The following is a 26,443-nucleotide window of genomic DNA, read 5'->3' on the forward strand; positions in this document are numbered from 1 at the left end:
ACGCATGAGTAGGCCTGTAAGCTTGTCTATGCACTTTGATGGTGTCGGGTACGGTATTTGTCGATCAGCACCGCTATGATGATCACCGCCCCTTTGATCACCAATTGCCAGAAATAGGAGACGCCCATCAGCGTCATGCCGTTATTGAGCGTGGCGATGATCAACGCCCCCACCAGCGTGCCGGTGATGGTGCCGATCCCGCCAACAAAGCTGGTGCCGCCGAGGATCACCGCTGCGATGGCGTCCAGTTCGTAACCCATGCCTAAGTTGCCGTTGGCGCTGTATAACCGCGAGGCGCTCATCACCCCGCCAAGACCCGAGAGCAAACCACTCATGCCGTAGACGAACAGCAGCACCAGCCACACTTTGATCCCGGTTAGGCGCGCGGCCTGCATATTGCCGCCAACCGCATAGATATGAACGCCGAGTGTGGTGCGCCTAAGAATGAACCAGCACACCACCACCACCGCCAGCGCAATCACTACCAGCCATGGAACCGGGCCGAGATAGTTGTTGCCGATCCACTCAAAGCTGATGTTGGAATTAATCACCGTCGTGCCATCCGCCAGCAGATAGGCCGCGCCGCGCAGCGCGGTATAGGTTCCAAGCGTGACGATAAACGGCGGCAGCCCGGCAAAAGCGACCAGCGCCCCGTTAAACAACCCCAGTACCATGCCGAGCATTAGCGCCGCCGGAATAGATAGCATGGCAAACTCAGGAATAAGAGAAACGACCATGGCCGCAACGGCAGTGGTGCCGAGAATGGAGCCAACCGAAAGATCGATACCGCCGGTTAAAATAATGAAGGTCATGCCAGCGGCCAGCACGATGTTGATCGACGCCTGGCGGGTAATATTCAGCAGGTTGCTCTCAGTAAAAAAGTTTGGCGCGATAAAGCCAAACACCGCCACTATCAGGATGAGAATCGGTAAGATACCGACCGTTTGCATCAGATCGCTCATCAGCATTTTTTTTGCGGAGGCGGATTTCGCCACCTGCTGGGGAGTGGTTGGATTATTCATGGGGCACCGCCTGATGATGGGAGTCGTTCACGCCGGTTGCCAGCGTCATAATATTTTCCTGGGTAATACTTTGTCCGTTCAGCTCGCCGGCAATACTGCCTTCGCGCATGACGTACACGCGGTCGCTCATCCCGACCACTTCCGGTAGTTCGCTGGAGATCATCAGGATCGCCACGCCTTTGCGCGCCATATCGTTCATGATCCGGTAGATCTCGCTTTTGGCGCCGACGTCCACGCCGCGCGTCGGTTCATCGAGGATCAAAATGCGTGGCCCGATCGCCACCCAGCGCGAAATCAGCAGCTTTTGCTGGTTGCCGCCGGACAAGCCGCCTGCGCGGACCTGGGCATGCGGGACGCGAATATTGAGCAATTTGATGGCGTCATCGGAAATCGCCTGCGCCTTTTTGCGATCGAGCATGCCCCAGTTCGCGTCACGTTCCAGCGTTGCCATGGTGATGTTTTCTGCCGCTGCCAGCTCTAAAAATAATCCCTGCTCTTTGCGGTTTTCCGTCAGAAAGCCAATGCCGTGGTCAATTGCTTCGCGCGGGGAGTGGATCACCACCGGTTCACCGTCCACTTCAATCATGCCGCCGATGGCTTTGCGCACGCCAAAAATCAGCTGCGCCAGTTCAGAACGCCCTGCGCCGACTAACCCGGCCAGGCCGACGATCTCCCCGGAGCGCACCAGCAAGCTGCACGGCTGGACCTTATGGCCGTCGGTAAGGTGATGGACGTTGAGGCGTGCTTTACCTAAGGGAATATCGCGCTCTTTGTTGAACAGATCGCTCAACGGACGGCCCACCATCATGCGCACCAGCTCCGAGGCGTTGAGCTTGTCGCGGGTCAGGCTGCCAACATATTGCCCGTCGCGCAGGACGCTGACGCGATCGGAGAGTTCGTAAACTTCCGCCATGCGGTGGCTGATGTAGATAATCGCCATCCCCTCATCGCGCAGGCGCATGATCAGTTCAAACAGGCGGTGGGTTTCACGTGAGGAGAGGGCGGCGGTGGGTTCATCCATCACCAGAATGCGGCTGTTACGGTGCAGGGCGCGGGCGATTTCTACCTGCTGCTGTTCGGCGATGGTCAGCGTCATTACCCGGTCGCTGGCCTTAAACTGGGCACCGAGTCGGTCGATAACCTTCTGTGACTGCATGACCATCTCTTTACGCTGGACCAGACCGCCGCGCGACAGCTCGCTGCCAAGAAAGATATTTTCTGCCACCGTCAGGTTCGGCGCGAGCTGCATCTCCTGATAAATCAGCGTGATGCCCGCGCTGAGTGCATCTTTGGGACCGCGAATGTGAAACGGCTGACCGTCAATCAGGATTTCACCGCTGGTGGCGGTATAGGCGCCCGCGAGGATCTTCATCAGGGTGCTTTTCCCCGCACCGTTCTCGCCCATCAGGGCATGAATCTCGCCCGGCCAGACCGTTAAATCGACCCCTTTCAGCGCATAAAATTTGCCAAACGCTTTGGCAATGTTGCGCATCTCCAGAACCGGTGTCCTGCTCATGGCGGATCTCCTGTGGGGTTGCCGATATCAGCAGTCCATCACAGGAATGTAAATGCAAAATGTCAGAAGCCGTTCATATTTGTCATATTGCGATTTTTCTTCACGGAGCGTGATATGCCGCAACTGGGACGTCACTTTTTCGCCAGTGCGCGTGGACGATTGCTGTTCTTCAATCTGCTGGTGGTGGCGGTCACGCTGATGGTGAGCGGCGTGGCGGTGCTGGGGTTTCAGCACGCAAGCCAGATCCAGGAGCAGGTGCAGCAGCAAACCGTTGACGACATGACCGGCAGCATGAACCTGGCACGGGATACGGCGAACGTGGCGACAGCGGCGGTGCGGCTGTCGCAGGTAGTCGGGGCGCTGGAATACAAAGGCGAAGCGGAGCGGCTGCAGGAGACGCAAAGGGCGCTGAAGCAGTCGCTGGAACAACTGGCTACCGCACCGCTGGCGCAGCAGGAGCCGGGGCTGGTCGAGCGAATTATCCAGCGCAGTAATGAACTACAAAGCAGCGTGGAAGGGATGTTGCAGCGCGGTCAGCGGCGGCACCTGGAACGTAACGCGCTGCTCAGTTCACTGTATCAGAATCAAAGCTATTTACGTCATCTGCAAAAGCTCACCGGCGCGCAGGACGATGTGCTGCTGGGGCAGATGGACCGCTTAATTGTTGCCGCCATCGACACGCCCACGCCGCGTTCAGTGGTGAAACAACTGGATGCGGTGATGCCCGCTCTTCCCTTGCTTCATGCCAATCCGCTGATTAGCGGTATCCTCAACGACTTCAACCAGGAACTGCATAAGCTGGAGCCGCTCTCTTCCGCGCTGGAGCAAAGCGATTTGGCCATCAATTGGTATATGTTCCACATCAAAGCGTTGGTGGCGATCCTCAACAGCGATATCAACCAGTATGCCTCGCAGGTGGCGCTGATCTCAGAGCAGCGGGTGGCGCAAAGCCATCAGGAACTGCAATCCGGCGCGTTGTTTATTTTAGTGTTTGCGCTGCTGGCGGTGGTGATCACCGGTTTTGCCGGGTGGTATATCTACCGTAATCTCGGCTCCAACCTAACGGCCATTTCGCGGGCGATGACCCGGCTGGCGCACGGTGAATCAGACGTCAGTGTCCCGGCCCTGCAGCGGCGCGATGAGCTGGGCGAGCTGGCGCGTGCCTTTAGCGTCTTTGCCCGCAATACGGCGTCGCTCGAACACACCACCCGGCTGCTGAAAGAAAAAACCAGCCAGATGGAAATCGATCGCACCGAGCGTCAGGGACTGGAAGAAGCGCTGTTGCACAGCCAAAAGCTGAAGGCGGTGGGGCAACTGACGGGTGGATTAGCCCATGATTTTAATAACCTACTGGCGGTGATTATTGGCAGTCTGGATCTGGTGGATCCGGATTCGCCCGACGCGCCACGGGTCAATCGGGCGCTGAAAGCCGCCGAGCGCGGGGCGCTGCTGACCCAGCGGCTGCTGGCTTTTTCGCGCAAACAGTCTTTGCATCCGCACGCGGTAGAGCTGAAAACGCTGCTGGAGAATCTGGGAGAGTTGATGCGTCATTCGCTACCCGCCACGCTGACGCTGGAAATTGAAGCCCAGTCTCCGGCCTGGCCCGCGTGGATTGACGTCAGCCAACTGGAAAACGCCATTATCAATCTGGTGATGAACGCCCGTGACGCCATGGACGGGCAGACGGGCACGATTAAAATCCGCACCTGGAATCAACGGGTTATGCGCAGCGATGGGCGTAAGCAGGACATGGTGATGCTGGAGGTAGCCGACCAGGGAAGTGGGATGTCGCAGGAAGTGAAAGCGCAGGTCTTCGAGCCATTTTTCACCACCAAACAGACCGGCAGCGGCAGCGGTCTGGGATTGTCGATGGTGTACGGCTTTGTGCGTCAATCCGGTGGTCGGGTGGAAATTGAGAGCGCGCCGGGGCAGGGAACCACGGTCCGGTTACAGCTTCCCCGCGCCGTTGTGCCGGTACAGATTCAGGCAGAACCGATAGCGGAACATGCGGCGAACAGCTGTGAAAAGCTGGTACTGGTGCTCGAAGATGAGGCCGACGTGCGCCAGACGTTGTGTGAGCAGTTGCATCTGCTGGGCTATCTGACGCTGGAGGCCGCCAACGGCGAACAGGCGCTGCATATGCTGGCGGCTTCCTCCGGGATTGATATTTTTATCAGCGACTTAATGCTGCCTGGAGGGTTAAGTGGGGTGGATGTCGTCAACCATGCGCTGAAGCACTACCCCCAGCTCACCATTCTGCTGATTAGCGGTCAGGATTTACGTCCGGCGCATAACCCGGCGCTGCCGGATGTGGCGCTATTGCGTAAACCGTTTACCCGAGGAGAACTGGCGCAGGCGCTGCGACTCGCACGTAATTGAGATTCCTCCGCTACCCGCGCAAATACGCTTTGATTACCGTGGGGTGTGTTTCTTGATGAGGCGGGTTTGATGCAACGCTCCCTGACATTCTTTCTTTTCAGTCTGCTAATGGTGACCACCGTTTCGGCGCAGGCCGATATTATCGATGAAGCCATCGGCAATATTCAGCAGGCGATTAACGACGCATACAAACCCGATAACGGGCGGGATTACGACGACGCCCGCGACAATGGCTGGGAACGCCAGATGAGTGACGATCGGCGCAGGCAGTATGATGACAGGCGACGCCAGTTTGAAGATCGACGTCGCCAACTGGATGACCGTCAGCGCCAACTTGATCAAGAACGGCGTCAGTTAGAAGACGAAGAACGCAGAATGGAAGAAGATTACGATCGTTAACTGTAACTATCTAAATGTAAGAATATTTTATCCCCTGTAAGGGATTTAGCTGTCAGCTCAACATCTCGCCATTTTATGTCAATACATGCACTTGAGCACAGTGCATGTATGCATTATAATCTCTCTATGCTTATGGAAAAGGAGCCGGCAATGGAATGTCTAAATCATTAAATATCAGGAGCTTTCGGGATACATGGCTTGAAGATTTTTTTGAGCGGGCGACATCGCACAGAAAAATACCAGCGGATATTCATACTGCATTAGCCAGAAAGCTGGATATCATTAATGCGGCTGTTTCGCATCGGGATTTGCGCTCGCCACCCGGTAACAGATATGAAGAGTTAACCGGAAAATTACAGGAATATTCTTCAATCAGAGTAAACAAGCAGTACCGATTAATATTTAAATGGGTTAACGGTAAGGCCGAAGATGTGTACTTAGATCCACACATCTACTAGAACTAGAGAAAATCTAAGGTAACGATATGAAACAGGCAACCAGAAAACCAACGACTGTGGGTGATATCCTGCAATATGAATACCTGGAGCCGCTCGAACTGAAAATTAACGATCTGGCTGAAATACTGCATGTTCATCGCAATACGGTGAGCGCACTGGTCAACAATAATCGCAAATTAACAACGGATATGGCGTTTCGTTTGGCCAAAGCGTTCGATACCTCCGTTGATTTCTGGCGTAACTTACAGGCGGCGGTTGACCTGTGGGAAGTTGAAAATGACATGCGGGCGCAAGAAGAACTGAACCGCATTGTTTCGGTTAAAGATTTTATCGCTCAGCGAAATAGCGAGTCTAAAAAAGTCGCCTGACTATCGTCTTGTCGGCCGGATAAGATGTTTTCATCGCATCCGGCAAATTTCCTTACTCCAGCATAATCTCCATTCCGTCATATCCTGCCTCAAACCCTGCGGGCAGCGGGTTATCCATCATCCACAGGTCGAACTGATGGCTGATATGCGTCAGGATCACCCGTGGACAGCGGATAACGTCGTTCAACGCGATAACGGTATTTAAATCACTGTGATTGCGCGGTGGCTCGCTACGCGGGGCGTGGCTGCAGTCGATGATAATCACCTGCGGTTGGTTATTGTGCAGAAACTTCAGCGTTTTGTCGGGCAGTCCGGCGGTATCGGAAAGCCACGCCACGCGGCTGTGCGCGGTCTCCAGCAGATAGCCAAACGTCAGCTTAGAGTGGTTGAGCGGTAAAGGGGTCACCTGCAATCCCTGTAAATCGAACACCACAAACGGCGCGACGGTCTGGCTAAAATCAAGAATGCCGGGATGCTTAAACAGATCGTCGCAGCCCTGTTCATCCGGTGGGCCGTACACCGGGATCGTTTTTCCCACCCCCCAGCGCAGCGGAAACAGTCCCTGTACATGATCCATATGGTAATGAGTGAGCAGGAACTGCTGGAAACTGCCTGCCGGCCAGTCGTCCATCAGATGGGGGATCCCCGCGTCCAGCAGCGTCACCGCGTCGTTGAATTTGACCACGCCACTGCAGGGGCGTCGACGATATTGCGCCTGTAAGCGTGCTCGTTGGCAGGCCGCACAGTCGCAGCCAAATGCGGGAACCAGCTGCGCGCCGCCCGTTCCCGTCAGCGTAATGGTCAGACTCATGGCTCCCCCTACAACGGTTTGGTGAAGCGAAAATGGCTCATGGTATAGCCTTCGCGCTGGTAAAAACGGTGCGCGTCAAGACGCTGCGTGCTGGTGGAAAGCTCGGTCATTTCCGCCCCCGCTTCGCGCGCAGTGGCTTCGGCCCAGGCCAGCAGCTGGCTGCCAACGCTTAGCCCTCGTGCCTGTGGCATCACTACCAGTTCCTGAATCTCACCAATCCAGTTAGCGTGGTGCAGATGAAACTGCAAATGTAGACCGATCAAGCCGATGACCTGTCCGTCGAGCAGCGCCAGCTGGTAGTGCATATTTGGATCCTGCAGATTGGCGGCGTAGCCAGCGCTAAAAGCCTGCAGGTCGAATTGACCCTGCTTTAACTCACAGATGAGCGCGTAAACCGCATCGGTATCGTAGAGCGTGGCGCGGCGTAATTCACAGACAGACATGTTTCTTCTCCTTGCGTCCCATCAGTGTGAGTAGTGTAGCGACAGACTGTTGCAAACTTCCATCGTTGTTCAGGACGTGGCAGTCATACGGCGCATAGCGCGCTGCGCGTTCAAGGCGGGCGGCGATTTCCGTTTCGCTCTCCCGTCCACGTGCCAGCAGGCGCTGGCGTAAAATCTCCGGGGAAACCTGTAAGCAAATGGGGAGTAGAGAAGTGCCATAACGACTCTGCGCCTGCGGCAGATGGGCGCGTGAACCGTTGACCACCACATCAAACCCGGCGTGCAGCCAGAGGTCAATCTCCACGCCGACGCCATAGTACAAACCGTTGGCATGCCAGCTCAGCGCCAGCAGGTTCTGCCCGGCGCGGGTAAAAAACTCTGGTTCGCTCAGCGCAATATGATTTTCATTCCCGGCGTTGGCGGCGCGGGTGATGTAACGATGTGCCACCAGTAGTTGCGCCGGTTCCTGCTGGCGCAATTCTGCCAGCAGACTGTCCTTACCGGAGCCGGATGGTCCCATCAGCCAGATCAGTTTACCCATAGTCAGAATACCCTTTTGCCCTGACGCCAGACGTGGTCGATATGGATGTTGCCGCCTTTGCGGTGTGCCAGCACCAGATCCGCGCGTTTCCCTTCGGCAATAACGCCGCGATCGTCGAGATTTAAGGCCCGCGCTGGGTTGCGGGTCACCAGACGAATAGCCTGCGGCAGCGTAAAGCGGTTAGCGTCGTCATCCGCTACGCGAAATGCCGCATCGAGCAGGCTGGCGGGGTAGTAGTCGGAGGAGAGAATATCCAGCAGCCCCAGCTCAGCCAGCCTATGCGCCGCCACGTTGCCGGAGTGAGAACCGCCGCGCACGATGTTGGGTGCGCCCATCAGAACGTTCATGCCGTGCTGACGCGAGGCCTCAGCAGCGGCAAATGTGGTGGGAAATTCGGCGATCACGCTGCCAAGTTGATGCGACTCCAGCACATGTTCGCAGGTCGCGTCGTCATGGCTCGCCAACGCAATCTGGCGCTCGCGGCACATCTGGGCAATGGCCGAGCGGTTGGGCTGCGACCAACGCGCAGCCAGCGCCAGCTGTTCCTCTTCGTAGCGGGCCATTTGTTCGTCGGTAAGTGAATATTTGCCCTGATAATACTCACGATATTTTTCGCGGTTAGCGAACTGGCGCTGGCCAGGCGAGTGATCCATCAGCGACACCAGCGTCACCGGCTCACGACCGACCAGTTTTTCAAACAGCGGCAGGGTAGTGTGATGCGGCAGTTCGCAGCGCAGGTGCAGGCGGTGCTCAGCGCGATTGACCCCACGCTTTTGCGTCTCTTCTACCGCATTTATCATTTTCTCCAGGTTTTCCAGGCGGTCGCCGCCGTCGCGCACATCGCCAATCGCCACCGCGTCCAGCACGGTGGTAATACCGCTGGCGACCATCAGCGCGTCGTGGCTACTCATCGCCGAGTGGGCAGGCCAGTCTACCTTCGGGCGCGGGGTGAAAAACTTGTCGAGATTGTCGGTATGCAGCTCGATAAGCCCTGGCAGCAGCCAGCCGCCTTCGCCGTCCAGCGCCTCTGGTAAACGGCTCTGACTCTCAGTAAAGGCACGGATAATCCCGCCCTCGATTTCCAGCGATCCTTGCACCACGTCATCTTCCAGCACCAGCTTTACATTGTTGATAATCATGATGTTGTTCCCATCAGGTGCAGGCGATCCGCTACGCGGTCGCGCACGGTTTGATCGTGAAAAATGCCGACAATTGCCGCGCCGCGCGCTTTCGCTTCTTCAATCAATGCGACGACGGCGGCGCTGTTTTTGGCGTCCAGCGAGGCGGTGGGTTCATCGAGCAGCAAAATTGGGTAATCGACGATAAACCCGCGGGCGATGTTGACGCGCTGTTGTTCGCCACCGGAAAAGGTCGACGGCGCGAGATGCCACAGTCGTTCTGGTACGTTCAGGCGGGTAAGAAGATTGGCCGCTTTGGCGGCGCACGCCTCACGGGGGACGCCCAGATCCAGCAGCGGTTGCATCACCACATCCAGCGCGGAAATCCTTGGGATCACGCGCAGAAACTGGCTTACCCAACCGATGGTTGAACGGCGAACTTCCAGCACTTTGCGCGCCGGAGCCTGCACCAGATCCACCCATTCATCGCTGTGACGAATGTGGATGTGTCCTTCATCCGGCAGGTAGTTGGCGTACAGCGAGCGCAGCAGCGTCGATTTACCGCTGCCGGAATGGCCGTGCAGCACGACGCATTCGCCGCTTTTCACTTCCAGCGTGGCGTTTTGCAGCACCGGCAGACGCACGCCGTTTTGCTGATGCAGGACAAAGGTTTTACTGACGTTTTCAACGCGGATCATTTGAGCCTCTTAGTTCTGCAAAACGGACGACACCAGCAACTGGGTGTACGGATGGTGCGGGTCGTCGAGCACGCGGTCGGTTAACCCACTTTCCACCACCTGACCCTGTTTCATCACCAGCAAACGGTCTGCCAGCAGACGCGCCACACCCAAATCGTGGGTGACAATCACCACCGCCAGATCCAGTTCCACCACCAGGCCGCGCAGCAGGTCCAGCAGCTTGGCTTGTACGGAAACGTCCAGCCCGCCGGTGGGTTCGTCCATAAACACCAGTTTGGGATGGGTGACGAGGTTGCGGGCGATCTGCAGGCGCTGCTGCATGCCGCCGGAAAAGGTGGTTGGCAGGTCGTCAATACGCGAGGCGGGGATCTCCACCTCCTCCAGCCAGCGCTGTGCGGTGGCGCGGATCTCGCCGTAATGACGCGCGCCGGTGGCCATCAGGCGTTCGCCGATATTGCCGCCGGCGGAGACCTGACGGCGCAGGCCATCCAGCGGATGCTGATGCACCACGCCCCATTCGGTGCGCAGCAGACGGCGACGGTCGGCCTCGTTCATGCCGTACAGCGAACGGTTCTGATATAAGATCTCACCGCTCTGCGGCGTCAGCCGTGAAGAGATCGATTTCAGCAGCGTGGTTTTGCCAGAACCGGACTCGCCGACGATACCCAGCACTTCGCCAGGCCACAGGTCAAAAGAGACATCGCTGAAGCCTTTGCCCGGCGCGTAGAGATGGGTCAGGTTATTGACTGAAAGCAGCGGTTGCGTCATTGGCTGAGGGCCTCGCTCTGTTGGCGGCAGTAGTCGGTGTCGGAGCAGACAAACATGCGTTTGCCGGTGTCATCGAGCACCACTTCATCAAGATAGCTGTGGGTTGAGCCGCAGATGGCACAAGGCTCATCCCAGCTCTGCACGGTAAACGGGTGATCGTCGAAATCGAGACTTTCCACGCGGGTGTAAGGTGGCACGGCATAGATGCGCTTTTCGCGGCCTGCGCCAAACAGTTGCAGGGCCGGCATCATGTCCATCTTCGGGTTGTCGAATTTCGGGATTGGCGACGGGTCCATGACGTAGCGGTCGTTGACCTTTACCGGGTAGGCGTAAGTGGTGGCGATATGACCGAAGCGGGCGATATCTTCATACAGTTTCACCTGCATGATGCCGTACTCTTCCAGCGCGTGCATGGTGCGGGTTTCCGTTTCGCGCGGTTCGATAAAGCGCAGCGGCTCGGGGATCGGCACCTGGAAGATGATTATCTGATCTTCTGTTAGCGGCGTTTCCGGAATGCGGTGGCGGGTCTGAATTAGCGTGGCGTCTTCCGTACGTTCGGTGGTGTTAACGCCAGTTACGCGCTTGAAAAAGTTGCGAATCGACACGGCGTTGGTGGTGTCGTCCGCGCCCTGGTCAATCACTTTCAGCACGTCCGGCTCGCCAATCACGCTGGCGGTAAGTTGAATGCCGCCGGTTCCCCATCCGTAGGGCATCGGCATTTCTCGTCCGCCAAACGGTACCTGGTAACCGGGGATCGCTACCGCTTTCAGAATTGCGCGGCGGATCATGCGTTTGGTCTGCTCATCAAGATAGGCAAAGTTGTAGCCGGAGAGGTTAGTGGTCACGGGTGGCCTCCTGTTGCAGGCGTTTGAGCAGTTCCAGTTCGGCCTGGAAATCGACGTAATGGGGAAGTTTGAGGTGCGAAACAAAACCCGCCGCCTCGACGTTATCCGCATGCGCCAGCACGAACTCTTCGTCCTGCGCCGGTCCTGTGACCGTTTCATCGTATTCGGCTGCCTGTAGGGCGCGGTCCACCAGCGCCATCGCCATCGCTTTACGTTCGCTCATACCAAACACCAGCCCGTAGCCGCGGGTAAAATGGGGGGATTCATTTTCTGGCGCGACAAAACCGTTGACCATTTCACATTCCGTCATCAGCAGTTCGCCGACGTTCACCGCAAATCCCAGCTCTTCCGGGACGGTTTCCAGTGCCACATAGCCGCTGCGGATTTCGGCGGCAAACGGATGATTGCGCCCGTAGCCGCGCTGGGTGGAGTAGGCCAGCGCCAGCAAATATCCCTCGTCACCGCGCATCAGCTGTTGCAGACGTGAAGCGCGTGAGCAGGGGTAAACCGGCGGCGTGCGGGTAATGTCGTCGGGTGTCGCGCCATCATCCTCTTCACGTTTTGCCAGGCCCTGGTTCGCCAGCAGGGAAAAGACGTGCGGGGAGGCATCCTGCGCGTCGTCTGCGCTGCGCAGAGGCGGGGTTTCGCCATTGGCCAGCAGGGTAAAATCCAGCAGGCGATGGGTGTAATCGTAGGTTGGGCCTAGTAACTGCCCGCCGGGAATATCCTTGTAGACCGCGGAGATTCTGCGCTCAAGGCGCATTTCTGCGCTGTTAACCGGTTCGCTGACAGCGACCTTTGCCAGCGTAGTGCGGTAAGCGCGGAGCAAAAAGATGGCTTCGACGTTATCGCCGCTGGATTGTTTTAGCGCCAGTGCCGCCAGTTCGCGATCAGCGATGCCGCCTTCGGTCATCACCCGGTCGACGGCCAGGTTCATCTGCTGTTCGATTTGCGCCACGCTCAGTTCAGCAATGGTCTCATCGCCCCGGCGTCGGTTTTCCTGCAGGGCGTGGGCGTTGGCTATCGCCTTTTCGCCCCCTTTGACGGCGACGTACATCAGCACACCTCCACATGGGTGGTTCGCGGAATAGCCAGCAGCCGTTCGCCGCAGGTGAGGATCAGATCGACCCCCAGCGGGAACGGGTGCGGGCGCTCGGTAAGTTCGTGAATCAGGCATTCCGGCAGCTGTGGTGCGATCATGCGCTCTTCGGCGATGCCCGCGCCGGTCAGACGCAGCATGCGTCCACCGCTTAAGCCAGAAACTTGCACAATCAGCGTGGCGCTGGTTTCAGGTGCGACGGCGGAACCGGCTGAGAGGGCATTTAGCTGTTCGCTGCTAATGCGTTCGTCGGTGACGGCAAAGGCCGCCAGCTGCGGCTGATTCACCAGCGGCGCGTTGGTGTGAAAACGCAGGTTCTGCCGGGCGATATCGTTATCCATCGACGGCGCCAGCCAGACCGGCGTGTCGCCATCGACCAGGGTCAGCAGCACGCTGGTGGTCGCCAGACCCAGCGGCTGCCAGCCGTGTTTCAGTTGATGCAGGGCGACGATTACGCCCGGTTCGCTCATGGCTTTCAGCAGGCGACGAAAGCTCTGCTGAGCATCCTGAACGGGTAAATTAAATGCGGTCTGTAAGGTCATGCGTTATCTCCGCGTACCAGCGTGAAGAAGTCGACCCGGCTGGCGTTGACTTCGGCACGGCGGGCGCTAATCAGCGCCTCGCGTTCCGCTTCCAGCGGGGCAATTAAGGTTTCCATGAGGTTCTGGAAATGCGTTTGTTCCTGCAGCAATGCGTCAATGACCGCACACTGCTCGGCGTGTTGTTTATTGCGACCCAGCAGGTAGCTGTAGCCCAGCGTGCCGCTTTTCAGGCGAATAACCGCGCGGGTGAGCGTGGTGTCGCCAGCAAAGAAGCGATTACCGGTGCCGCCCATACGGGCCTGGATCTGCATCAGTCCGCTTTCCGGGGCGCGGATAAGCTCATAGTCCGGCGTTAGTTTGAGCGCCTTGATACGCGCATTCAGGGCATCGGCATTGCTGTAAGCCAGCGCGCGCATCCAACGCTGGCGAGTGGCGGTATCGAAATGCATTCAGTGCTCCATGGTGAATTCGATCATGTCGGCGCGGGTCAGGCTGACGGAATATTCCGCCGCCTGTTCTTCGCCTTCACGGTGGTTCAGAGTGCGCACGCACAGCAGCGGCGCCATGTTGGGGATTTCCAGCACCTTGCTCTCTTTGGCCTGCGCACGGCGGGCGCTGATGCGCGTTTGCGTGCGCAGCAGCGTCAGACCGGATTGTTCGCGCAGGTAGTCGTGCAGTGAGCCGCTGTTGAAGCCTTGCAGCAGCGGCCACAGCGAGAGGTCGGAAAAATAGTGGTCGATCTGGCACAGTGCGATCCCGTTAACCCGGCGCAGGGTGCGCAGGTGAATCACGTTATCGCCCTCGTTTATGCTGAGCGCATCGGCAATGTGGCTGGAGGCCGGACGCAGCACCGCCAGCAGTTTTTCGCTGGTGGGGTGGCTGCCCTGGTCCAGCAGGTTCTGACTAAAGCGTGCCTGGGCATTAAGCGGGTAATCGAACGGGCGCATCAGCACCAGCACGCCGACTCCCTGGCGACGCTGAACCCAACCGCGTTCAACCAACTGGTCAATGGCGCGGCGCAGGGTGTGGCGGTTTACCTCGAAGCGCGCGGCAAGCTGATGCTCGGCGGGCAGATAGTCACCGCAGCGATAATGTTGACGAAGCTCCTGCTCAAGTCTCGCGGCAATTTCCTGATAACGCGTTGGATAACTGGTCGGATGTGTAGACAAGTGCATAGCAATCAATGCCTCGCTAATCAGATAAAGTGCTTACGCAAACGCTGGGAAAGGAAATCCAGCAGGCTGACGGTGACGATGATTAACACCATCAGGGCGCAGGTTTGCTGGAACTGAAAGCCGCGAATCGCCTCCCATAAGGTCACGCCGATACCACCGGCTCCCACCATGCCGACTACCGTGGCCGAGCGAACATTGGATTCAAAGCGATACAGCGAGTAGGAGATAAGCAGCGGCATGACCTGTGGCAGAACGCCGTACAGAATCTCTTCAATTTTGTTGGCTCCGGTGGCGCGAATACCTTCTACCGGACCCGGCTCAATGGCTTCTACCGCTTCGGAAAGCAGCTTGGAGAGTACCCCGGTAGTGTGGATAAACAGCGCCATCACCCCGGCGAATGGCCCTAACCCGACGGCGACTACGAACAGCATCGCGAAGACCATTTCGTTGATGGCGCGACAGGCATCCATCAGACGGCGCATCGGCTGGTAAATCCACCACGGCACCAGGTTATCGGCGCACATCAGACCGAAGGGAATCGACAACACCACGGCGAGGGCGGTACCCCAGACGGCGATTTGCAGCGTGACGGCCATTTCACCGAGATAGTCCTGCCACTGACTGAAGTCAGGTGGAAAGAAGTCGGCAGCGAAGGTTGCCATATTGCCGGAATCCTGGATCAGCGTGAGCGGGGCCATTTCGGCGCCTTTCCACGAGACCACCAGCACGGCGAGAAGAATGGCCCAGCTCAGCAGCGAGAACCAGCTACGCTTGGGCGGGGCAACGGTGATGGTTTGCATGTTTGGCTCCGTGCATCGGTTATTGCCGGATGGCGGCGCAGGCGCCTTATCCGGCCTACAAAACATCGTAGGCCCGGTAAGCGAAGCGCCACCGGGCATCAGGGTTATTGCACCGCTTTGGTGACGCTGGTCATGGCGCCCAGGGCGGCGGTCAGGCGGTCGAGATCATCAAGCTGTGCTTTCAGCGCCGAGGTTTTGCTGGTTTTCTCTTCCTCGTTCAGCCCTTTGTTGTCCTTTACGCCCTGCATCTCTTTAAACAGCGCCAGTTGGCGAATCGGCACCAGTTGCAGATCGCTGGAGGCACGGAACGGCGCCCAACCCAGGCGTTCCAGGACGGTTTTCTGCTCCGGCGTTTTGCCGTAGTTCATGAAGAAGTCGTACACCTTGTCCTTGGTGGCTTCAGAGAGGTTCTTACGCCAGACGATCGGATCGCCTGGGATCAGCGGTGACTTCCAGATAACCTTCAACTCTTTCAGCTTGTCCGGTGCGGACGTTTTCAGCTTGTCGAGGTTTTCGGTGTTGTTGGTAGCCACATCCACCTGTTTGTTGGCGACGGCCAGGGCGTTAGTTTCGTGCCCGGCGTTAACGGTGCGTTTGAAGTCGCTGGCGGAGATGTTGTTTTTGGCGAAGACGTAATAACCGGGGACGAGGAAACCTGACGTAGAGTTGGGATCGCCGTTGCCGAAGGTCAGATCCTTACGTTTGGCGATCAGATCGTTCAGGTTGTTGATCGGGCTGTCTTTGTTAACGATCAACACGCTCCAGTAACCCGGGGATCCGTCGGCGGCTACGGTCTGGGCAAACACTTGTCCGTTAGCGCGATCCACCGCTTCCATTGCTGAGAGGTTGCCGTACCAGGCGATATCCACTTTGTTAAAGCGCATGCCCTGGATGATCCCGGCGTAGTCCGGAGCGAAGAAGGCGTTTACTTTCACGCCCAGCGATTTTTCCATGTCCTTCAGGAACGGTTCCCACTGTGGCTTCAGGTTTTGCTGTGATTCGGTCGAAATAATGCCAAAGTTCAGCGCTTTTTCTTGCTCCTCGGCATGGGCCGGACTTAACAAGGTACTGACGCTAAACATGCTGGTGAAAGCCAGCGCGGCAACTGTCTTATAGCTCATGTCGTTTCCTTAATTAGTCATTGTTCCAGGCTATTTCACTTGCCAGCCTGAATCCGGGCAGTGCTCAAAATCCTCACGTACTGCGTGTACGCTCCGGTTTTTCCGCGCTGGCCGTCTCCAGCCTGGCTGCGCCAATAACGCCTGGTTTTTTAGAACTATGCAGCCTGCGCGTTCTGTTCGACGCGGTTCATGCTGCGGTAGAGATGGTCAAAACGGTCGTTGTCAAAATGCTGGCTGCTGCCATCAAAGAAGACGTTGCCCTGGCGCAGCGCGACAATGCGTTCGCAGTAGCGCAGGGCGTAATCCACCTGATGTAGCGTGACGACCACGGTGATGCCGTCGGTCTGGTTTATGTCGCGTAGGGTGTCCATCACGATGCGTGCGGATTCCGGGTCCAGTGAGGCAATCGGCTCATCGGCAAGGATCACTTTGGCCTGCTGCATCAGCGCGCGGGCGATTGCGACACGCTGCTGTTGTCCGCCCGAAAGCGTGGAAACACGCTGGTATGCAAAATGCGCCATGCCCACGCGGGTCAGCGCCTGTAATGCACGCTGTTTTTGTTCCTGGCTAAACCAGCTAAAACAGGTACGCCAGAACGGCGTGCTACCGAGCGCGCCAATCAGGACGTTCTCCAGCACCGTCAGGCGGTTCACCAGATTGAACTGCTGGAAGATGTAGCCGGTGTGGGCGCGGCTTTTGCGGATATCGCGCGCCAGGCGGCCTTCATGTTGAACGGTGCGACCCAGCAGTTCGATGTGGCTACCAGGTGATTTATCACCGACGATCAAACCGCTTAAATGACGTAAAAGGGTGGATTTGCCGGAGCCGGACGGCCCAAGCAGAGCCACCATCTCACCGGCACAGATATTCAGATCAACCGCATTAAGCGCCTGATGTTGATTGAAGGATTTGGAGAGTTTCTCGACGCGAATAACCGTTTGCATGATGCGGCCTCCCTAAAAAAGTGGCCCCATCGTGGCGGATCAATGTGACGTTTTCGTTAAAGGAAGGTTACTTGGCGATGAAGAGTTGAGCGATATTTGATGACAGTACGGGAGGGCTGGCCTCCCGTTGGATTACTCTGTAGGGGGTTGCTGTTGTTTGACGACGTTGATCATCCACGGCACGCCATACTGGTCGCTCACTTTACCGAAACCGTGGGCCCAGAAGGTTTCCTGCCAGTCCATTTCGATTTTTCCGTTTACTGCCAGGTTATCAAACCAGCGTTTACCTTCGTCGACGTTTTGTGTGTCGAGCACCAGCGTAAAGCCAGAGTAGTGCGCGTTTCCGTCGGGGGCGCTATCGCTCATCATGATATCGCTGCCCGCAACGCGCAGGTTGGCGTGGGCAATAGCGGTATCGGGGAATTTCATGCCAGAAGGGCAACCTTCTTCACTGTCCTGCGCCGATTTGGGCATTTCACCGAAGTTGATTTTGTAGAGCAGCTCAGCGCCTAACGTTTTTTGGTAGAAGGCGATAGCGTCAGCGCAGTTGCCTACAAAGGAGATATAGGGACTTAACGGCATAATCTTTACCTCAGAGTAAGAGAAGCCAGTTAAGTGTAGTTATCGTCTGTATAAATAAACCAGGCGGGAAGTATGGGCTTCCCGCCTGGCAGATGAGCTGGTGTAGACCTGATGAGCGTAGCGCCGTCAGGCAATTTGCATCAGTTCTTTTTCACAAACTCAGATTTCAGCTTCATTGGGCCAAAGCCATCGATTTTGCAATCGATGTTGTGGTCGCCTTCAACCAGGCGGATATTCTTCACTTTGGTACCGATCTTCAGCATGGAAGAGCTACCTTTTACCTTCAGATCTTTTACTACGGTAACGCTGTCGCCATCGGCGAGCAGGTTGCCATTAGCATCTTTAACGATCAGTTCGTCGCTGTCCTGAGCGGGTTCAGCGTCGTTCCATTCGTGAGCGCATTCCGGGCAGATGAACATGCCGTTATCTTCGTAAGTGTATTCGGAGTTGCATTGTGGGCAGTGTGGTAATGACATGTGGATTTCCTCAAAAGTCAGCAGGGGCAAAAGCGCCCAAAATTGGCAGATTGCCGAAAAAGGCCGCAATTATACATAAAATCCCTGCTTTTGTCGGGGCTACAGGCCAATTATGCCCAACTATCTGTTGTGGCGTCAGGTTGCTTTCACGTCTATGAAAACCAGAAGGAATATTTTTTAAGGGAAATTGCTACGTTTAGCTATTTAAGATAAGGTGAGGCGAAACACCCGATATTCATAGGTAGCATGGCTTACAGACTAGCTAAGTCATTGTGAGTGAATACTTTGTGACCCCCTTAAATTTGGTAGGGGAATTAAGCTGGCATTTTTTAAAACTGAACTACTCTGTTTATCTTTCTTACTTAATATAGTAAGTGAGAGGCATCAGGCCAGCAGTCATACGATAAATTTTATTTTAATAATATCAGCTGGTTGTTTTAATTTTAATTATTTCCACACGTAATTATAAAAGCCGAAAATCTATAAATAAAACGATTTGGCTAAATAAAAGTAATGCTATTTGCGTTAAGGAAAGATTTTCCATGTACACACAGACAATTTATGAATTAAGTCAGGAAGCTGAACGCTTACTGATGCTCTCTCTTGAACATCTCAGGCAATTGCAGAAATTGCCAATGACCTCGGCGAATGATGTCATGCTGAAAAAAGGAGAGCATAGTGGACAGGTTGTTCAGCCCCTGCATTTCAGCGCGCGTGGCATGGATGTCCAGCAGGCAACGCTCAACAATGAACTGCGAAAGATTACCCGTCTGGAAATGGTTCTGGCGATCGTCGGTACGATGAAGGCGGGAAAGTCGACGACGATTAACGCGATTGTCGGAACTGAGGTTTTACCTAATCGTAATCGCCCGATGACGGCGTTACCGACCCTTATCCGCCATACACCGGGACAGAAAGAGCCGGTGCTGCATTTTTCGCATGTCGCGCCAATTGACGCCTTAATGAAAGTATTACAGCAGCGCGTGCGGGAATGCGATCGTCAGCGTCTGGCTCAGACGCTGGAAATAGATAAGGATATGAATGCCCTGCTCCAGCATATTGAAAACGGCGTGGCATTTGAACGCTATTACCTTGGCGCACAGCCTATTTTCCATTTTCTCAAGAGCCTGAACGATCTGGTGCGTTTGTCTAAAGCGCTGGAGGTGGAGTTTCCGTTTGTCGCCTATGCTGCAATTGAGCATATTCCGGTTATTGAGGTTGAGTTCGTGCATCTGGCCGGGCTGGCAAGTTATCCGGGACAATTGACGCTGCTGGATACGCCCGGGCCGAATGAAGCCGGGCAGCCACACTTACAACAAATGCTCAATGAACAGCTGGCGCGGGCTTCAGCGGTACTGGCGGTGATGGATTATACCCAACTGAAGTCGATTTCGGATGAGGAAGTCCGTCAGGCCATTATGGCGGTTGGAAAGTCAGTACCGCTGTATGCGCTGGTTAACAAATTCGATCAGAAAGACCGCAACAGTGATGATGAAGAGCAGGTGCGGGCGTTAATTTCCGGCACGTTGATGAAAGGTGGTATTACGCCTGAACGTATTTATCCGGTCTCCTCAATGTGGGGATATCTGGCCAACAGGGCACGTCATGAACTCATGAATAATGGGCGCTTGCCGGATCATCAGGAGCAGCGCTGGGTCCAGGACTTTGCCGAAGCGGCACTCGGCAGGCGCTGGCGTACCACCGATCTTGAGGATAAAGAACATATTCGCCATGCCGCAGATCTGCTGTGGGAGGATTCGTTGTTTGAGCAGCCGATCCAGAAAGTCATTCACGCCGCTCACGCCAATGCTTCGCTGTATGCGCTTCGCTCGGCATCACACAAGTTGTTGAACTATTCGCAAAGCGCACACGAATACCTGGAGTTTCGCGCCCACGGCTTAACCGTAGCCTATGAGCAGTTGCAGATGAACATCGCGCATATTGAAGATGATATGCAACAGTTGCAGAGAAGCCAGGCGCGGGTGGGCGACGAGGTCAGTCACGAGGTTGAGCTGGCGCTGGAGGCTGCTGCGGCCTATCTCAGTGAGCAACAGACCGAGATTCTGTGCGGCATCAATACGTTCTTTGTTAAAGAAAACGTGCTGATGATGTCACAACATGGCATGGGAGCTGCCATTGCAACGGCGGAAATGGCCGGTGATATGCTGGTGTTGCATGACGAGGGGCAAGCGAAAATTGTGTTAGATAAAATTCGCTCCTCCTGTGAGGTTGTCCTGCTGGCGGCGCAGGAGAGTATCAGCCGGGACCTGGCGCTGCGTTTTGAGGCGCTTGAATCGACGTTATCCCGGGCGCTGAATGACGCTATGCGGCCTATTGAGCAGCGGGTGAAAGAGGAACTAAACCACGCCGGTTTTCGTGCGCGGATCCGTTTTCCAGCCTTTCATGCGGCGATGTTTAATTTCAATACCCGCCAGTTGTTTAACGAGGCTATTGAACAGGATATCCCTGCTGATAATACCCCGTCCACCGGTGGTGTTGTGCGTGACACGTTCTCACGTTGGTTGAATCAGCCCAACTGGGGATGGAATGATTATGTCGAAACAAAAACGCGTTACCTCATTGATATGGGCGCGTTGCACAAGAATCTTGTCCATTATGTCACTCAGTTTTGCCAACAAATTCGTAAAGCTTTAGTTGCTCAGGTCGATATTTCCGTTACGGCAGGCATGGCCACGTTTTTTGCTGATTTTTCACTGTGTCTGACGCAATTGCAGGCGAGCCTGCGCGAGAGTCTGACCCTGCGCCAGCAAAATGAATCGGCGGTGAATGCAATGAATGAACAATTGCAGCATCGTATTACGACGGCGGCATGGATTTATGAAGATTCCCGCTTGCTGCGTGACGATATCCACACCCTTTTTGCAACCGAGCATACATGACTAACGTGTTACTGGAAGGCCCAGGGCGGACGCTGGAGTGCGTCTACCCGAAGTTTATGGTCGATCTGGTTCAGGGAGATGAAACCAAACGTTCCGGCGGTTTTCTGCAGCAGCAGCAGCGGTTGCGTGCGCGCCTGACGCAGGAAGTGTTATCCCAGACGCAGCTGCGGGCGTGGGTGATGGCGGGGGTATCCAGCGAACACCTGGTGATGCGCCTTAAGCTGGTGGAAAAACTGGCGGGCACTATCGATCCTGGTCACCTGGCGCTGGTACGTATTGCCGAGCGACTGGTCTTCTTACAACAAACTGAACAGCCACGCGGACAATCAACTCCCGGCGTGATGCAGCAATTAATTTCACTGGCTGACGGGTTTGCCCAACGTAGCGCATATAAAGAGAAAGCGTTGACGCAACGTGGGCTGACCGTGCAGGCAGGCGAACACAGTGAACAGATTTTTACTCGCTGGCGGGCTGGCGCGTATGACGGCTGGTCATTACCCGGACGCTGCTTTGTTGCGCTGGAGGAACTGCGCTGGGGCGCCTTTGGTGACGCCTGTCGGCTGGCGAATGCCGATGTAGTGTCGATGCTAAAAGACAATTTACGCACGATGGCTGCCCAGACGCTGGCGCATAGCGTGAATGCGGCACCAACTACGCGCCATTATTATCATCAATGGCTGAACTCACCTGCAGTTGGGGGTTCGAGCGAACATAACGATCTGCTGAGTTGGCTGGGTGACTGGTGCGATGCACAGCGCCATCCGGTGAGCTGGTCGGTGACGCAGCGTTGGCAGAATGTGGCGTTAGGGATGCCGAGACTGTGTTCGGCAAAACGACTGGTTGATGCGATGGTTGAGGAGATTTTCGCACCCCCCCAGCTTATCAGTTGAGCTGGGGGGGCGTGAGGCAAAGGCAGGCTTAGTGGTGCAGTGAGTCTGCCGGGGTCGCCACTGTCTCGTTGGCGACCTGATTTTTATTAAAACGTTTGGCATACAACGCGGTGATAATCGGCACCAGAATGGCGGTGACAATCACGCTGGCAGCGACCAGAGCAGTTGCCGAAGCGGCAACCGGTTCAAATGCCGGGTTAATCTGGGCGATGATGACTGGGTTAGCCACCGCGGCACCAGCTGCAGAAGAGGCTGCTACGCCCGCCGTACCGTTCCCGCCACCAATGACGCGGTCAGCAATAATCAGCGGGATACCGGTGATAACGATGACGGCCACACCCAGCAGGATACCCAGCAGACCGGTATCAACGATGACGCTCAGGTTAATGGTGTTACCCAGTGCGAAGCCGAAGAACGGAATCAGTACCGGTGTCGCTTTGCTAAAGAAGGCACGCAGGTCGTGATCCAGGTTGCCCAGTGTAAAGCCGATCAGGAACGGCAGGACCGCGCCGATGAAATGGTGCGGCTCGAAAGAGGCCAGACCGGCAGAGCCCAGAATGACCATGGTCATTAACGGACCGGATTCCAGAGACATTAACACAAATGCGCCAGACTCTTCTTTCGTACCGTACTGGTTCATCAGGCTGGCGTACAAACCCCCGTTGGTCATGTCCATTGCTGAGACAATTGCCAGTACGGAAAGACCTGCAAAGAACCCGGTTTGAATGCCTGTATCAGGAATAAATGAAGCGGCAATCATTGCCACTGCCCAGGCTACGGCTATTTTGGTTAATACCAATGTACCTGACTTGCGTAATACCGTACCGGTTGCTCGTAAATCAATTGATGCACCGATACAAAAAAACCATACTGCCAGAATCGGAACTGTCCCGCTGATCATACCTTTGGTAAATGAACCGAAATACGCGCCCGTATCGGGAGCTAACGTATTTAACACTGCGCCTAATAACAGAGGAATCAACATCATTCCGCCGGGGATGCGTTCAATCGTGGCTTTAATTTTCATAAACGTCCTCATGTCTTGTCGCAGGTTATAAACGCGCAAGAAAGTAAAAATCATTTAAATTCAAAATGTTACTTGTGGTTTTTAACAGAGAAAACGGCTATCTCTTTGTTTTATAAAATCTAACGCGGCATACGTTGAGCATGTTTCTGCTCCCAGGGATATTGCGTCTGGAATTAGTTTGCATTCACAGGAACATTGATTCAATCAAAATAAAACGATGTTTTAGTTATCTTCATCACATATTCCGAGCAAAGATCACTACAGGTTCCGATTATTAAAAAACCTGTGATCTTTTTGTGAAGGGATTAGGTGGTTTTTTTGCTAGCAGAATAATAGTGACTGCTGTGATTGTTGATGGAGCCAGGTGATTTATTCTTGTATTTAATTGTCAGTAAATCGCAAGCGTGCCATGTAAAAAAGCTGACTCAGAATGACCTTATTTACGCAGGTTGACGAAATGAAAAACTATGTGTGAAGTTGATCACACATTTAAACACTGTTAGGGTAAAGAGGTCATTAACCGCCCAATCAGGCGTCAACAGGTTCGGTTGTACTGCTCATTTTCAGTCAGTGTAAGTAAACCTGCTACGCTTGTTACAGGGATTGCGCCTGTGCAATCCCCGCTCGGCGATGACCTTAGCGCATACGGCGTTGGGAGACTCGAACTGTAGCGCGACAGGGCTAAGTCTATGAGGACTGGTATGCTAAAAAGGAAAAAAATAAAGCCAATTACGCTTCGCGACGTCACCATTATTGATGACGGAAAACTGCGAAAAGCCATTACCGCCGCGTCACTCGGTAATGCAATGGAGTGGTTTGATTTTGGTGTTTATGGGTTTGTTGCTTACGCATTAGGTAAAGTGTTCTTCCCGGGGGCTGACCCCAGCGTGCAGATGGTTGCTGCACTCGCTACCTTCTCCGTTCCCTTTCTGATTCGACCGCTTGGCGGATTGTTCTTCGGTATGCTTGGCGATAAATACGGTCGCCAAAAGATTCTGGCTATCACGATTGTGATTATGTCGATCAGTACCTTCTGTATTGGGTTGATCCCTTCGTATGCGTCTATTGGTATCTGGGCACCGATCCTGCTGTTGCTGTGTAAGATGGCACAGGGCTTTTCGGTCGGCGGCGAGTATACCGGCGCGTCGATTTTTGTCGCAGAGTATTCCCCGGACCGTAAGCGTGGATTTATGGGCAGTTGGCTGGACTTCGGCTCGATTGCCGGGTTTGTGCTGGGAGCGGGCGTGGTGGTCCTGATCTCAACTGTCGTCGGCGAAGACAACTTCCTTGAGTGGGGTTGGCGTATTCCGTTCTTCCTGGCGCTACCGTTAGGGCTGATTGGCCTGTATCTGCGTCATGCTCTGGAAGAAACACCTGCATTTCAGCAGCATGTCGACAAGCTGGAGCAGGGCGATCGTCAGGGTCTGCAGGAAGGACCGAAGATTTCGTTTAAAGAAATTGCGACTAAACACTGGCGTAGCCTGCTGGCGTGCATCGGTCTGGTGATTGCGACCAACGTCACCTACTACATGCTGCTCACCTATATGCCGAGCTACCTGTCGCATAACCTGCACTACTCTGAAGATCACGGTGTGCTGATTATTATCGCCATTATGATTGGTATGCTGTTTGTGCAGCCGATTATGGGGCTGCTGAGTGACCGCTTCGGACGCCGTCCGTTTGTGATTATGGGCAGTATTGCGCTGTTTGTGCTGGCCATTCCGGCATTTATCCTGATTAACAGTAACGTTATCGGCCTGATTTTCGCCGGGTTGCTGATGCTGGCGGTGATCCTTAACTGCTTCACCGGGGTGATGGCATCAACGTTACCGGCGATGTTCCCGACACATATTCGCTACAGTGCGCTGGCCGCCGCGTTTAATATCTCGGTCCTGGTAGCTGGTCTGACCCCGACGCTGGCCGCCTGGCTGGTGGAAAGCTCGCAGAACCTGATGATGCCAGCTTATTATCTGATGGTGATTGCGGTGATAGGTTTAATTACCGGCGTGACCATGAAAGAAACCGCCAATCAGCCGCTGAAAGGGGCGACACCTGCCGCTTCGGATATTCAGGAAGCGAAAGAGATCCTCGGCGAGCACTACGACAATATTGAGCAGAAAATCGAAGACATCGATCAGGAAATTGCAGAGCTGCAGCTTAAGCGTTCGCGCCTGGTGCAGCAGCATCCGCGTATTGATGAGTAATCGTGTCATTGCCTGATGGCGCGAGCTTTTAGGCCTACGGGTAGCATTGTACTTTGTAGGCCGGATAAGGCGTCAGCCGCCATCCGGCGCGTGGCCTTAAGGTTGGCTTAATATCCTTCAGGCAAACTCTCCTCCATAGTATCGGAGGAGAGTGTCATGAAAACCCGTATTTATGAAAGTTTGACCACCGTTTGCAGCGTACTGATTGTGAGCAGTTTTTTGTACGTGTGGGTGAGCTCTTACTGATCTTTCTCCAGCACCACCCAGGCGCGAGTGCCACTGGCTCCTGGGCGGTTTTGCAAAAAGAACTGCCCGTGATGTAACTGGGTAATTCGACTGACAATGCTCAGCCCCAGCCCAATCCCGCCAAAACGGCTATCCATACGCACAAACGCTTTGCTCAGTTCCCCACATTTACTTTCATCAATGCCTGGCCCTTCATCTTCGACGGCCATGACGGCATCATGCTCTGTATTCAGGCTAATCGTAATATGGGTGCCTTCCGGGCTGTAGCGATGGGCGTTCTCCACCAGATTTCTCAGCAGCATCCGCAATAGCGTGGCGTCGCCGCGTACGATGACATCCTCTGCGCTCGCCGGTAGGAGCAACGTTTGCTGGCGCTGGTCCAGCATCGTGCTGAGTTCATCGTAAGAGGGCAGAATCACGTCCTCCAGTAGTTTGACGTGCTGGTAGCTTCCGGCCGAAAACGACTGACCCACACGGGCGAGTTGCAACAGCTGCGACACGCTGTCCATCATTTGGTCGAGACGGGTGATGAGCGGCGTAACGTCAACATTGTGGGTTTTTGACAGCAATTCCAGATGCAGACGAACGCCGGATAGTGGCGTTCGTAGCTCATGGGCAACGTCGGCAGTAAACAGACGCTCGTTGTCGATAGTGGTTGTTAGCCGCGTAACCAACTGATTGAGCGCCGTCACCACCGCCTGTATCTCAATGGTGGAGCTACGGATATTAATGGGAGCCAGATTATCCGCTGTGCGAGTTTCTAACTCCTGTTGGAGATCGGCAAGAGGACGGGTAATGCGCCGTACCGCCTGATAGCAAATAATGAGCGTCAGGCTGACCATAAAAATGCCGGGGACGATCAGGCTGGCGATAGCCTCGCGGATCTCATGCATGATATGGCGATCGTTGTTACGGTTTTCGCGTAACGCCTGTTCGAACAGCTGTATTTGCTCGGTGCTTTCGTGCCACAACCAGAAGGTGCTAATCAGCTGGAAGACCAGCAGAATCAGGCCGATCGTCAGCATTAAACGCTGGCGAAGCGGGAGCGGTTGTTTTAGAAAACGCATCAAA

Annotated in this window: 28 protein-coding genes; 8 read left to right on the forward strand and 20 right to left on the reverse strand. The window is 55.1% G+C overall.

All coding sequences use genetic code 11. The annotated features are described in order from the left end of the window. Nucleotides 1–26 precede the first annotated feature (26 nt). Both FDX24_RS12480 and FDX24_RS12485 read right to left on the reverse strand, forming a co-directional pair. The gene (locus FDX24_RS12480) at nt 27–1,022 is read right to left on the reverse strand and encodes a ribose ABC transporter permease (RefSeq protein WP_005132548.1); all 996 of its coding nucleotides are present in this window, start codon (nt 1,020–1,022) and stop codon (nt 27–29) included. After that, entirely contained in the window at nt 1,015–2,538 is a 1,524-nt protein-coding gene (locus tag FDX24_RS12485) for a sugar ABC transporter ATP-binding protein (RefSeq protein ID WP_003844755.1), read from the reverse strand. The genes FDX24_RS12480 and FDX24_RS12485 overlap by 8 nt, the downstream gene beginning before the upstream one ends. 114 nt (nt 2,539–2,652) lie before the next feature. Between FDX24_RS12485 and FDX24_RS12495 the strand changes: the two genes are divergently transcribed. The 4 genes from FDX24_RS12495 to FDX24_RS12510 all read left to right on the forward strand — a co-directional run bounded on the left by FDX24_RS12495 (nt 2,653) and on the right by FDX24_RS12510 (nt 6,142). Beyond that, nucleotides 2,653–4,917, forward strand: coding sequence for a hybrid sensor histidine kinase/response regulator (locus FDX24_RS12495; RefSeq protein WP_137364390.1), 2,265 nt, complete (start codon nt 2,653–2,655; stop codon nt 4,915–4,917). A gap of 69 nt (nt 4,918–4,986) precedes the next feature. Beyond that, the gene (gene yjdP, locus FDX24_RS12500) at nt 4,987–5,316 is read left to right on the forward strand and encodes a DDRRRQL repeat protein YjdP (protein WP_048213892.1); all 330 of its coding nucleotides are present in this window, start codon (nt 4,987–4,989) and stop codon (nt 5,314–5,316) included. 155 nt (nt 5,317–5,471) lie between these two features. After that, nucleotides 5,472–5,774 carry a type II toxin-antitoxin system RelE/ParE family toxin gene (locus FDX24_RS12505; protein WP_046671374.1) on the forward strand — a complete coding sequence of 101 codons (303 nt, stop codon included), beginning with the start codon at nt 5,472–5,474 and terminating at the stop codon, nt 5,772–5,774. A 26-nt stretch (nt 5,775–5,800) separates the two neighbouring features. Then, nucleotides 5,801–6,142 carry a HigA family addiction module antitoxin gene (locus FDX24_RS12510; RefSeq protein WP_048213890.1) on the forward strand — a complete coding sequence of 114 codons (342 nt, stop codon included), beginning with the start codon at nt 5,801–5,803 and terminating at the stop codon, nt 6,140–6,142. Between the two features lie 52 nt (nt 6,143–6,194). Here FDX24_RS12510 and phnP read toward each other — a convergent pair whose 3' ends face one another. The 16 genes from phnP to FDX24_RS12590 form a co-directional block, all read right to left on the reverse strand. Further along, on the reverse strand, nt 6,195–6,953 hold the full coding sequence (phnP, locus tag FDX24_RS12515) for a phosphonate metabolism protein PhnP (protein ID WP_115601131.1): 759 nt from the start codon (nt 6,951–6,953) through the stop codon (nt 6,195–6,197). Between the two features lie 8 nt (nt 6,954–6,961). Continuing rightward, nucleotides 6,962–7,396 (reverse strand): aminoalkylphosphonate N-acetyltransferase, encoded by a 435-nt coding sequence (gene phnO, locus FDX24_RS12520; protein ID WP_061067047.1) that lies wholly within the window; start codon nt 7,394–7,396, stop codon nt 6,962–6,964. Beyond that, nucleotides 7,383–7,937 (reverse strand): ribose 1,5-bisphosphokinase, encoded by a 555-nt coding sequence (gene phnN / locus FDX24_RS12525; RefSeq protein ID WP_101742857.1) that lies wholly within the window; start codon nt 7,935–7,937, stop codon nt 7,383–7,385. Before phnN ends, phnO begins: the two co-directional genes overlap by 14 nt. A 2-nt stretch (nt 7,938–7,939) precedes the next feature. Beyond that, nucleotides 7,940–9,076 (reverse strand): alpha-D-ribose 1-methylphosphonate 5-triphosphate diphosphatase, encoded by a 1,137-nt coding sequence (gene phnM, locus FDX24_RS12530; RefSeq protein ID WP_137364391.1) that lies wholly within the window; start codon nt 9,074–9,076, stop codon nt 7,940–7,942. Continuing rightward, complete coding sequence (gene phnL / locus FDX24_RS12535; protein WP_137364392.1) at nt 9,073–9,753, reverse strand: phosphonate C-P lyase system protein PhnL; 681 nt, start codon at nt 9,751–9,753, stop codon at nt 9,073–9,075. The genes phnM and phnL overlap by 4 nt, the downstream gene beginning before the upstream one ends. 9 nt (nt 9,754–9,762) lie before the next feature. After that, nucleotides 9,763–10,521 carry a phosphonate C-P lyase system protein PhnK gene (phnK, locus tag FDX24_RS12540; RefSeq protein ID WP_048213884.1) on the reverse strand — a complete coding sequence of 253 codons (759 nt, stop codon included), beginning with the start codon at nt 10,519–10,521 and terminating at the stop codon, nt 9,763–9,765. After that, nucleotides 10,518–11,309: an alpha-D-ribose 1-methylphosphonate 5-phosphate C-P-lyase PhnJ gene (gene phnJ, locus FDX24_RS12545; protein ID WP_232034721.1), complete on the reverse strand. Its 792-nt coding sequence runs from the start codon at nt 11,307–11,309 to the stop codon at nt 10,518–10,520. The genes phnK and phnJ overlap by 4 nt, the downstream gene beginning before the upstream one ends. Before the next feature lie 46 nt (nt 11,310–11,355). Beyond that, nucleotides 11,356–12,423, reverse strand: a complete 1,068-nt coding sequence (locus FDX24_RS12550; RefSeq protein ID WP_137364393.1) for a carbon-phosphorus lyase complex subunit PhnI — start codon at nt 12,421–12,423, stop codon at nt 11,356–11,358. Beyond that, nucleotides 12,423–13,007, reverse strand: coding sequence for a phosphonate C-P lyase system protein PhnH (phnH, locus tag FDX24_RS12555; RefSeq protein ID WP_137364394.1), 585 nt, complete (start codon nt 13,005–13,007; stop codon nt 12,423–12,425). The genes FDX24_RS12550 and phnH overlap by 1 nt, the downstream gene beginning before the upstream one ends. After that, nucleotides 13,004–13,456 carry a phosphonate C-P lyase system protein PhnG gene (gene phnG / locus FDX24_RS12560; protein ID WP_048213880.1) on the reverse strand — a complete coding sequence of 151 codons (453 nt, stop codon included), beginning with the start codon at nt 13,454–13,456 and terminating at the stop codon, nt 13,004–13,006. The genes phnH and phnG overlap by 4 nt, the downstream gene beginning before the upstream one ends. After that, nucleotides 13,457–14,182, reverse strand: coding sequence for a phosphonate metabolism transcriptional regulator PhnF (gene phnF, locus FDX24_RS12565; protein WP_101742861.1), 726 nt, complete (start codon nt 14,180–14,182; stop codon nt 13,457–13,459). Nucleotides 14,183–14,202: 20 nt separating this feature from the next. Continuing rightward, nucleotides 14,203–14,982, reverse strand: a complete 780-nt coding sequence (gene phnE, locus FDX24_RS12570; protein WP_016155398.1) for a phosphonate ABC transporter, permease protein PhnE — start codon at nt 14,980–14,982, stop codon at nt 14,203–14,205. Between the two features lie 104 nt (nt 14,983–15,086). After that, entirely contained in the window at nt 15,087–16,103 is a 1,017-nt protein-coding gene (gene phnD / locus FDX24_RS12575; RefSeq protein ID WP_048213878.1) for a phosphonate ABC transporter substrate-binding protein, read from the reverse strand. Nucleotides 16,104–16,258: 155 nt separating this feature from the next. Beyond that, complete coding sequence (gene phnC, locus FDX24_RS12580) at nt 16,259–17,047, reverse strand: phosphonate ABC transporter ATP-binding protein (protein WP_115644026.1); 789 nt, start codon at nt 17,045–17,047, stop codon at nt 16,259–16,261. 132 nt (nt 17,048–17,179) lie between these two features. Then, entirely contained in the window at nt 17,180–17,629 is a 450-nt protein-coding gene (gene yjdN / locus FDX24_RS12585; protein WP_137364395.1) for a VOC family metalloprotein YjdN, read from the reverse strand. Between the two features lie 140 nt (nt 17,630–17,769). Continuing rightward, on the reverse strand, nt 17,770–18,105 hold the full coding sequence (locus tag FDX24_RS12590) for a zinc ribbon domain-containing protein YjdM (RefSeq protein WP_003031835.1): 336 nt from the start codon (nt 18,103–18,105) through the stop codon (nt 17,770–17,772). 542 nt (nt 18,106–18,647) lie between these two features. Between FDX24_RS12590 and crfC the strand changes: the two genes are divergently transcribed. Together crfC and FDX24_RS12600 are read left to right on the forward strand one after the other, a co-directional pair. Beyond that, nucleotides 18,648–21,005: a clamp-binding protein CrfC gene (gene crfC, locus FDX24_RS12595; RefSeq protein ID WP_137364396.1), complete on the forward strand. Its 2,358-nt coding sequence runs from the start codon at nt 18,648–18,650 to the stop codon at nt 21,003–21,005. Then, nucleotides 21,002–21,895 (forward strand): diguanylate cyclase regulator RdcB family protein, encoded by an 894-nt coding sequence (locus FDX24_RS12600; RefSeq protein WP_048213874.1) that lies wholly within the window; start codon nt 21,002–21,004, stop codon nt 21,893–21,895. The genes crfC and FDX24_RS12600 overlap by 4 nt, the downstream gene beginning before the upstream one ends. 28 nt (nt 21,896–21,923) lie before the next feature. On the opposite strand, the gene kdgT is transcribed toward FDX24_RS12600, so the two are convergent. After that, the gene (gene kdgT, locus FDX24_RS12605) at nt 21,924–22,922 is read right to left on the reverse strand and encodes a 2-keto-3-deoxygluconate transporter (RefSeq protein WP_048213873.1); all 999 of its coding nucleotides are present in this window, start codon (nt 22,920–22,922) and stop codon (nt 21,924–21,926) included. 701 nt (nt 22,923–23,623) lie between these two features. Between kdgT and proP the strand changes: the two genes are divergently transcribed. Together proP and pmrR are read left to right on the forward strand one after the other, a co-directional pair. Beyond that, a complete protein-coding gene (gene proP / locus FDX24_RS12610; protein ID WP_048213872.1) occupies nt 23,624–25,126 on the forward strand; it encodes a glycine betaine/L-proline transporter ProP in 1,503 nt (500 codons plus the stop codon). A gap of 156 nt (nt 25,127–25,282) precedes the next feature. Then, nucleotides 25,283–25,372 (forward strand): LpxT activity modulator PmrR, encoded by a 90-nt coding sequence (gene pmrR, locus FDX24_RS12615; protein ID WP_003826741.1) that lies wholly within the window; start codon nt 25,283–25,285, stop codon nt 25,370–25,372. Here the strand turns inward: pmrR and pmrB are convergent. Beyond that, nucleotides 25,366–26,439 (reverse strand): two-component system sensor histidine kinase PmrB, encoded by a 1,074-nt coding sequence (gene pmrB, locus FDX24_RS12620; protein ID WP_086523823.1) that lies wholly within the window; start codon nt 26,437–26,439, stop codon nt 25,366–25,368. The two genes, pmrR and pmrB, sit on opposite strands and share 7 nt — an antisense overlap. Nucleotides 26,440–26,443: the final 4 nt, after the last annotated feature.

The organism is Citrobacter sp. wls716, assembly GCF_005280975.1.
Taxonomy (GTDB): domain Bacteria; phylum Pseudomonadota; class Gammaproteobacteria; order Enterobacterales; family Enterobacteriaceae; genus Citrobacter; species Citrobacter youngae.

Bases quoted from the DNA above. Each gene is read 5' to 3' on its own strand.
- phnD (WP_048213878.1), bottom strand. From the start codon at position 16,103: ATGAGCTATAAGACAGTTGCCGCGCTGGCTTTCACCAGCATGTTTAGC.
- phnN (WP_101742857.1), bottom strand. From the start codon at position 7,937: ATGGGTAAACTGATCTGGCTGATGGGACCATCCGGCTCCGGTAAGGAC.
- phnK (WP_048213884.1), bottom strand. From the start codon at position 10,521: ATGACGCAACCGCTGCTTTCAGTCAATAACCTGACCCATCTCTACGCG.
- yjdP (WP_048213892.1), top strand. From the start codon at position 4,987: ATGCAACGCTCCCTGACATTCTTTCTTTTCAGTCTGCTAATGGTGACC.
- phnE (WP_016155398.1), bottom strand. From the start codon at position 14,982: ATGCAAACCATCACCGTTGCCCCGCCCAAGCGTAGCTGGTTCTCGCTG.
- FDX24_RS12495 (WP_137364390.1), top strand. From the start codon at position 2,653: ATGCCGCAACTGGGACGTCACTTTTTCGCCAGTGCGCGTGGACGATTG.
- FDX24_RS12510 (WP_048213890.1), top strand. From the start codon at position 5,801: ATGAAACAGGCAACCAGAAAACCAACGACTGTGGGTGATATCCTGCAA.
- phnP (WP_115601131.1), bottom strand. From the start codon at position 6,953: ATGAGTCTGACCATTACGCTGACGGGAACGGGCGGCGCGCAGCTGGTT.
- phnJ (WP_232034721.1), bottom strand. From the start codon at position 11,309: ATGATCCGCCGCGCAATTCTGAAAGCGGTAGCGATCCCCGGTTACCAG.
- phnG (WP_048213880.1), bottom strand. From the start codon at position 13,456: ATGCATTTCGATACCGCCACTCGCCAGCGTTGGATGCGCGCGCTGGCT.
- phnC (WP_115644026.1), bottom strand. From the start codon at position 17,047: ATGCAAACGGTTATTCGCGTCGAGAAACTCTCCAAATCCTTCAATCAA.
- pmrR (WP_003826741.1), top strand. From the start codon at position 25,283: ATGAAAACCCGTATTTATGAAAGTTTGACCACCGTTTGCAGCGTACTG.
- FDX24_RS12480 (WP_005132548.1), bottom strand. From the start codon at position 1,022: ATGAATAATCCAACCACTCCCCAGCAGGTGGCGAAATCCGCCTCCGCA.
- phnO (WP_061067047.1), bottom strand. From the start codon at position 7,396: ATGTCTGTCTGTGAATTACGCCGCGCCACGCTCTACGATACCGATGCG.
- phnM (WP_137364391.1), bottom strand. From the start codon at position 9,076: ATGATTATCAACAATGTAAAGCTGGTGCTGGAAGATGACGTGGTGCAA.
- FDX24_RS12590 (WP_003031835.1), bottom strand. From the start codon at position 18,105: ATGTCATTACCACACTGCCCACAATGCAACTCCGAATACACTTACGAA.
- FDX24_RS12600 (WP_048213874.1), top strand. From the start codon at position 21,002: ATGACTAACGTGTTACTGGAAGGCCCAGGGCGGACGCTGGAGTGCGTC.
- FDX24_RS12550 (WP_137364393.1), bottom strand. From the start codon at position 12,423: ATGTACGTCGCCGTCAAAGGGGGCGAAAAGGCGATAGCCAACGCCCAC.
- phnF (WP_101742861.1), bottom strand. From the start codon at position 14,182: ATGCACTTGTCTACACATCCGACCAGTTATCCAACGCGTTATCAGGAA.
- crfC (WP_137364396.1), top strand. From the start codon at position 18,648: ATGTACACACAGACAATTTATGAATTAAGTCAGGAAGCTGAACGCTTA.
- phnL (WP_137364392.1), bottom strand. From the start codon at position 9,753: ATGATCCGCGTTGAAAACGTCAGTAAAACCTTTGTCCTGCATCAGCAA.
- FDX24_RS12485 (WP_003844755.1), bottom strand. From the start codon at position 2,538: ATGAGCAGGACACCGGTTCTGGAGATGCGCAACATTGCCAAAGCGTTT.
- FDX24_RS12505 (WP_046671374.1), top strand. From the start codon at position 5,472: ATGTCTAAATCATTAAATATCAGGAGCTTTCGGGATACATGGCTTGAA.
- phnH (WP_137364394.1), bottom strand. From the start codon at position 13,007: ATGACCTTACAGACCGCATTTAATTTACCCGTTCAGGATGCTCAGCAG.
- yjdN (WP_137364395.1), bottom strand. From the start codon at position 17,629: ATGCCGTTAAGTCCCTATATCTCCTTTGTAGGCAACTGCGCTGACGCT.
- pmrB (WP_086523823.1), bottom strand. From the start codon at position 26,439: ATGCGTTTTCTAAAACAACCGCTCCCGCTTCGCCAGCGTTTAATGCTG.
- proP (WP_048213872.1), top strand. From the start codon at position 23,624: ATGCTAAAAAGGAAAAAAATAAAGCCAATTACGCTTCGCGACGTCACC.
- kdgT (WP_048213873.1), bottom strand. From the start codon at position 22,922: ATGAAAATTAAAGCCACGATTGAACGCATCCCCGGCGGAATGATGTTG.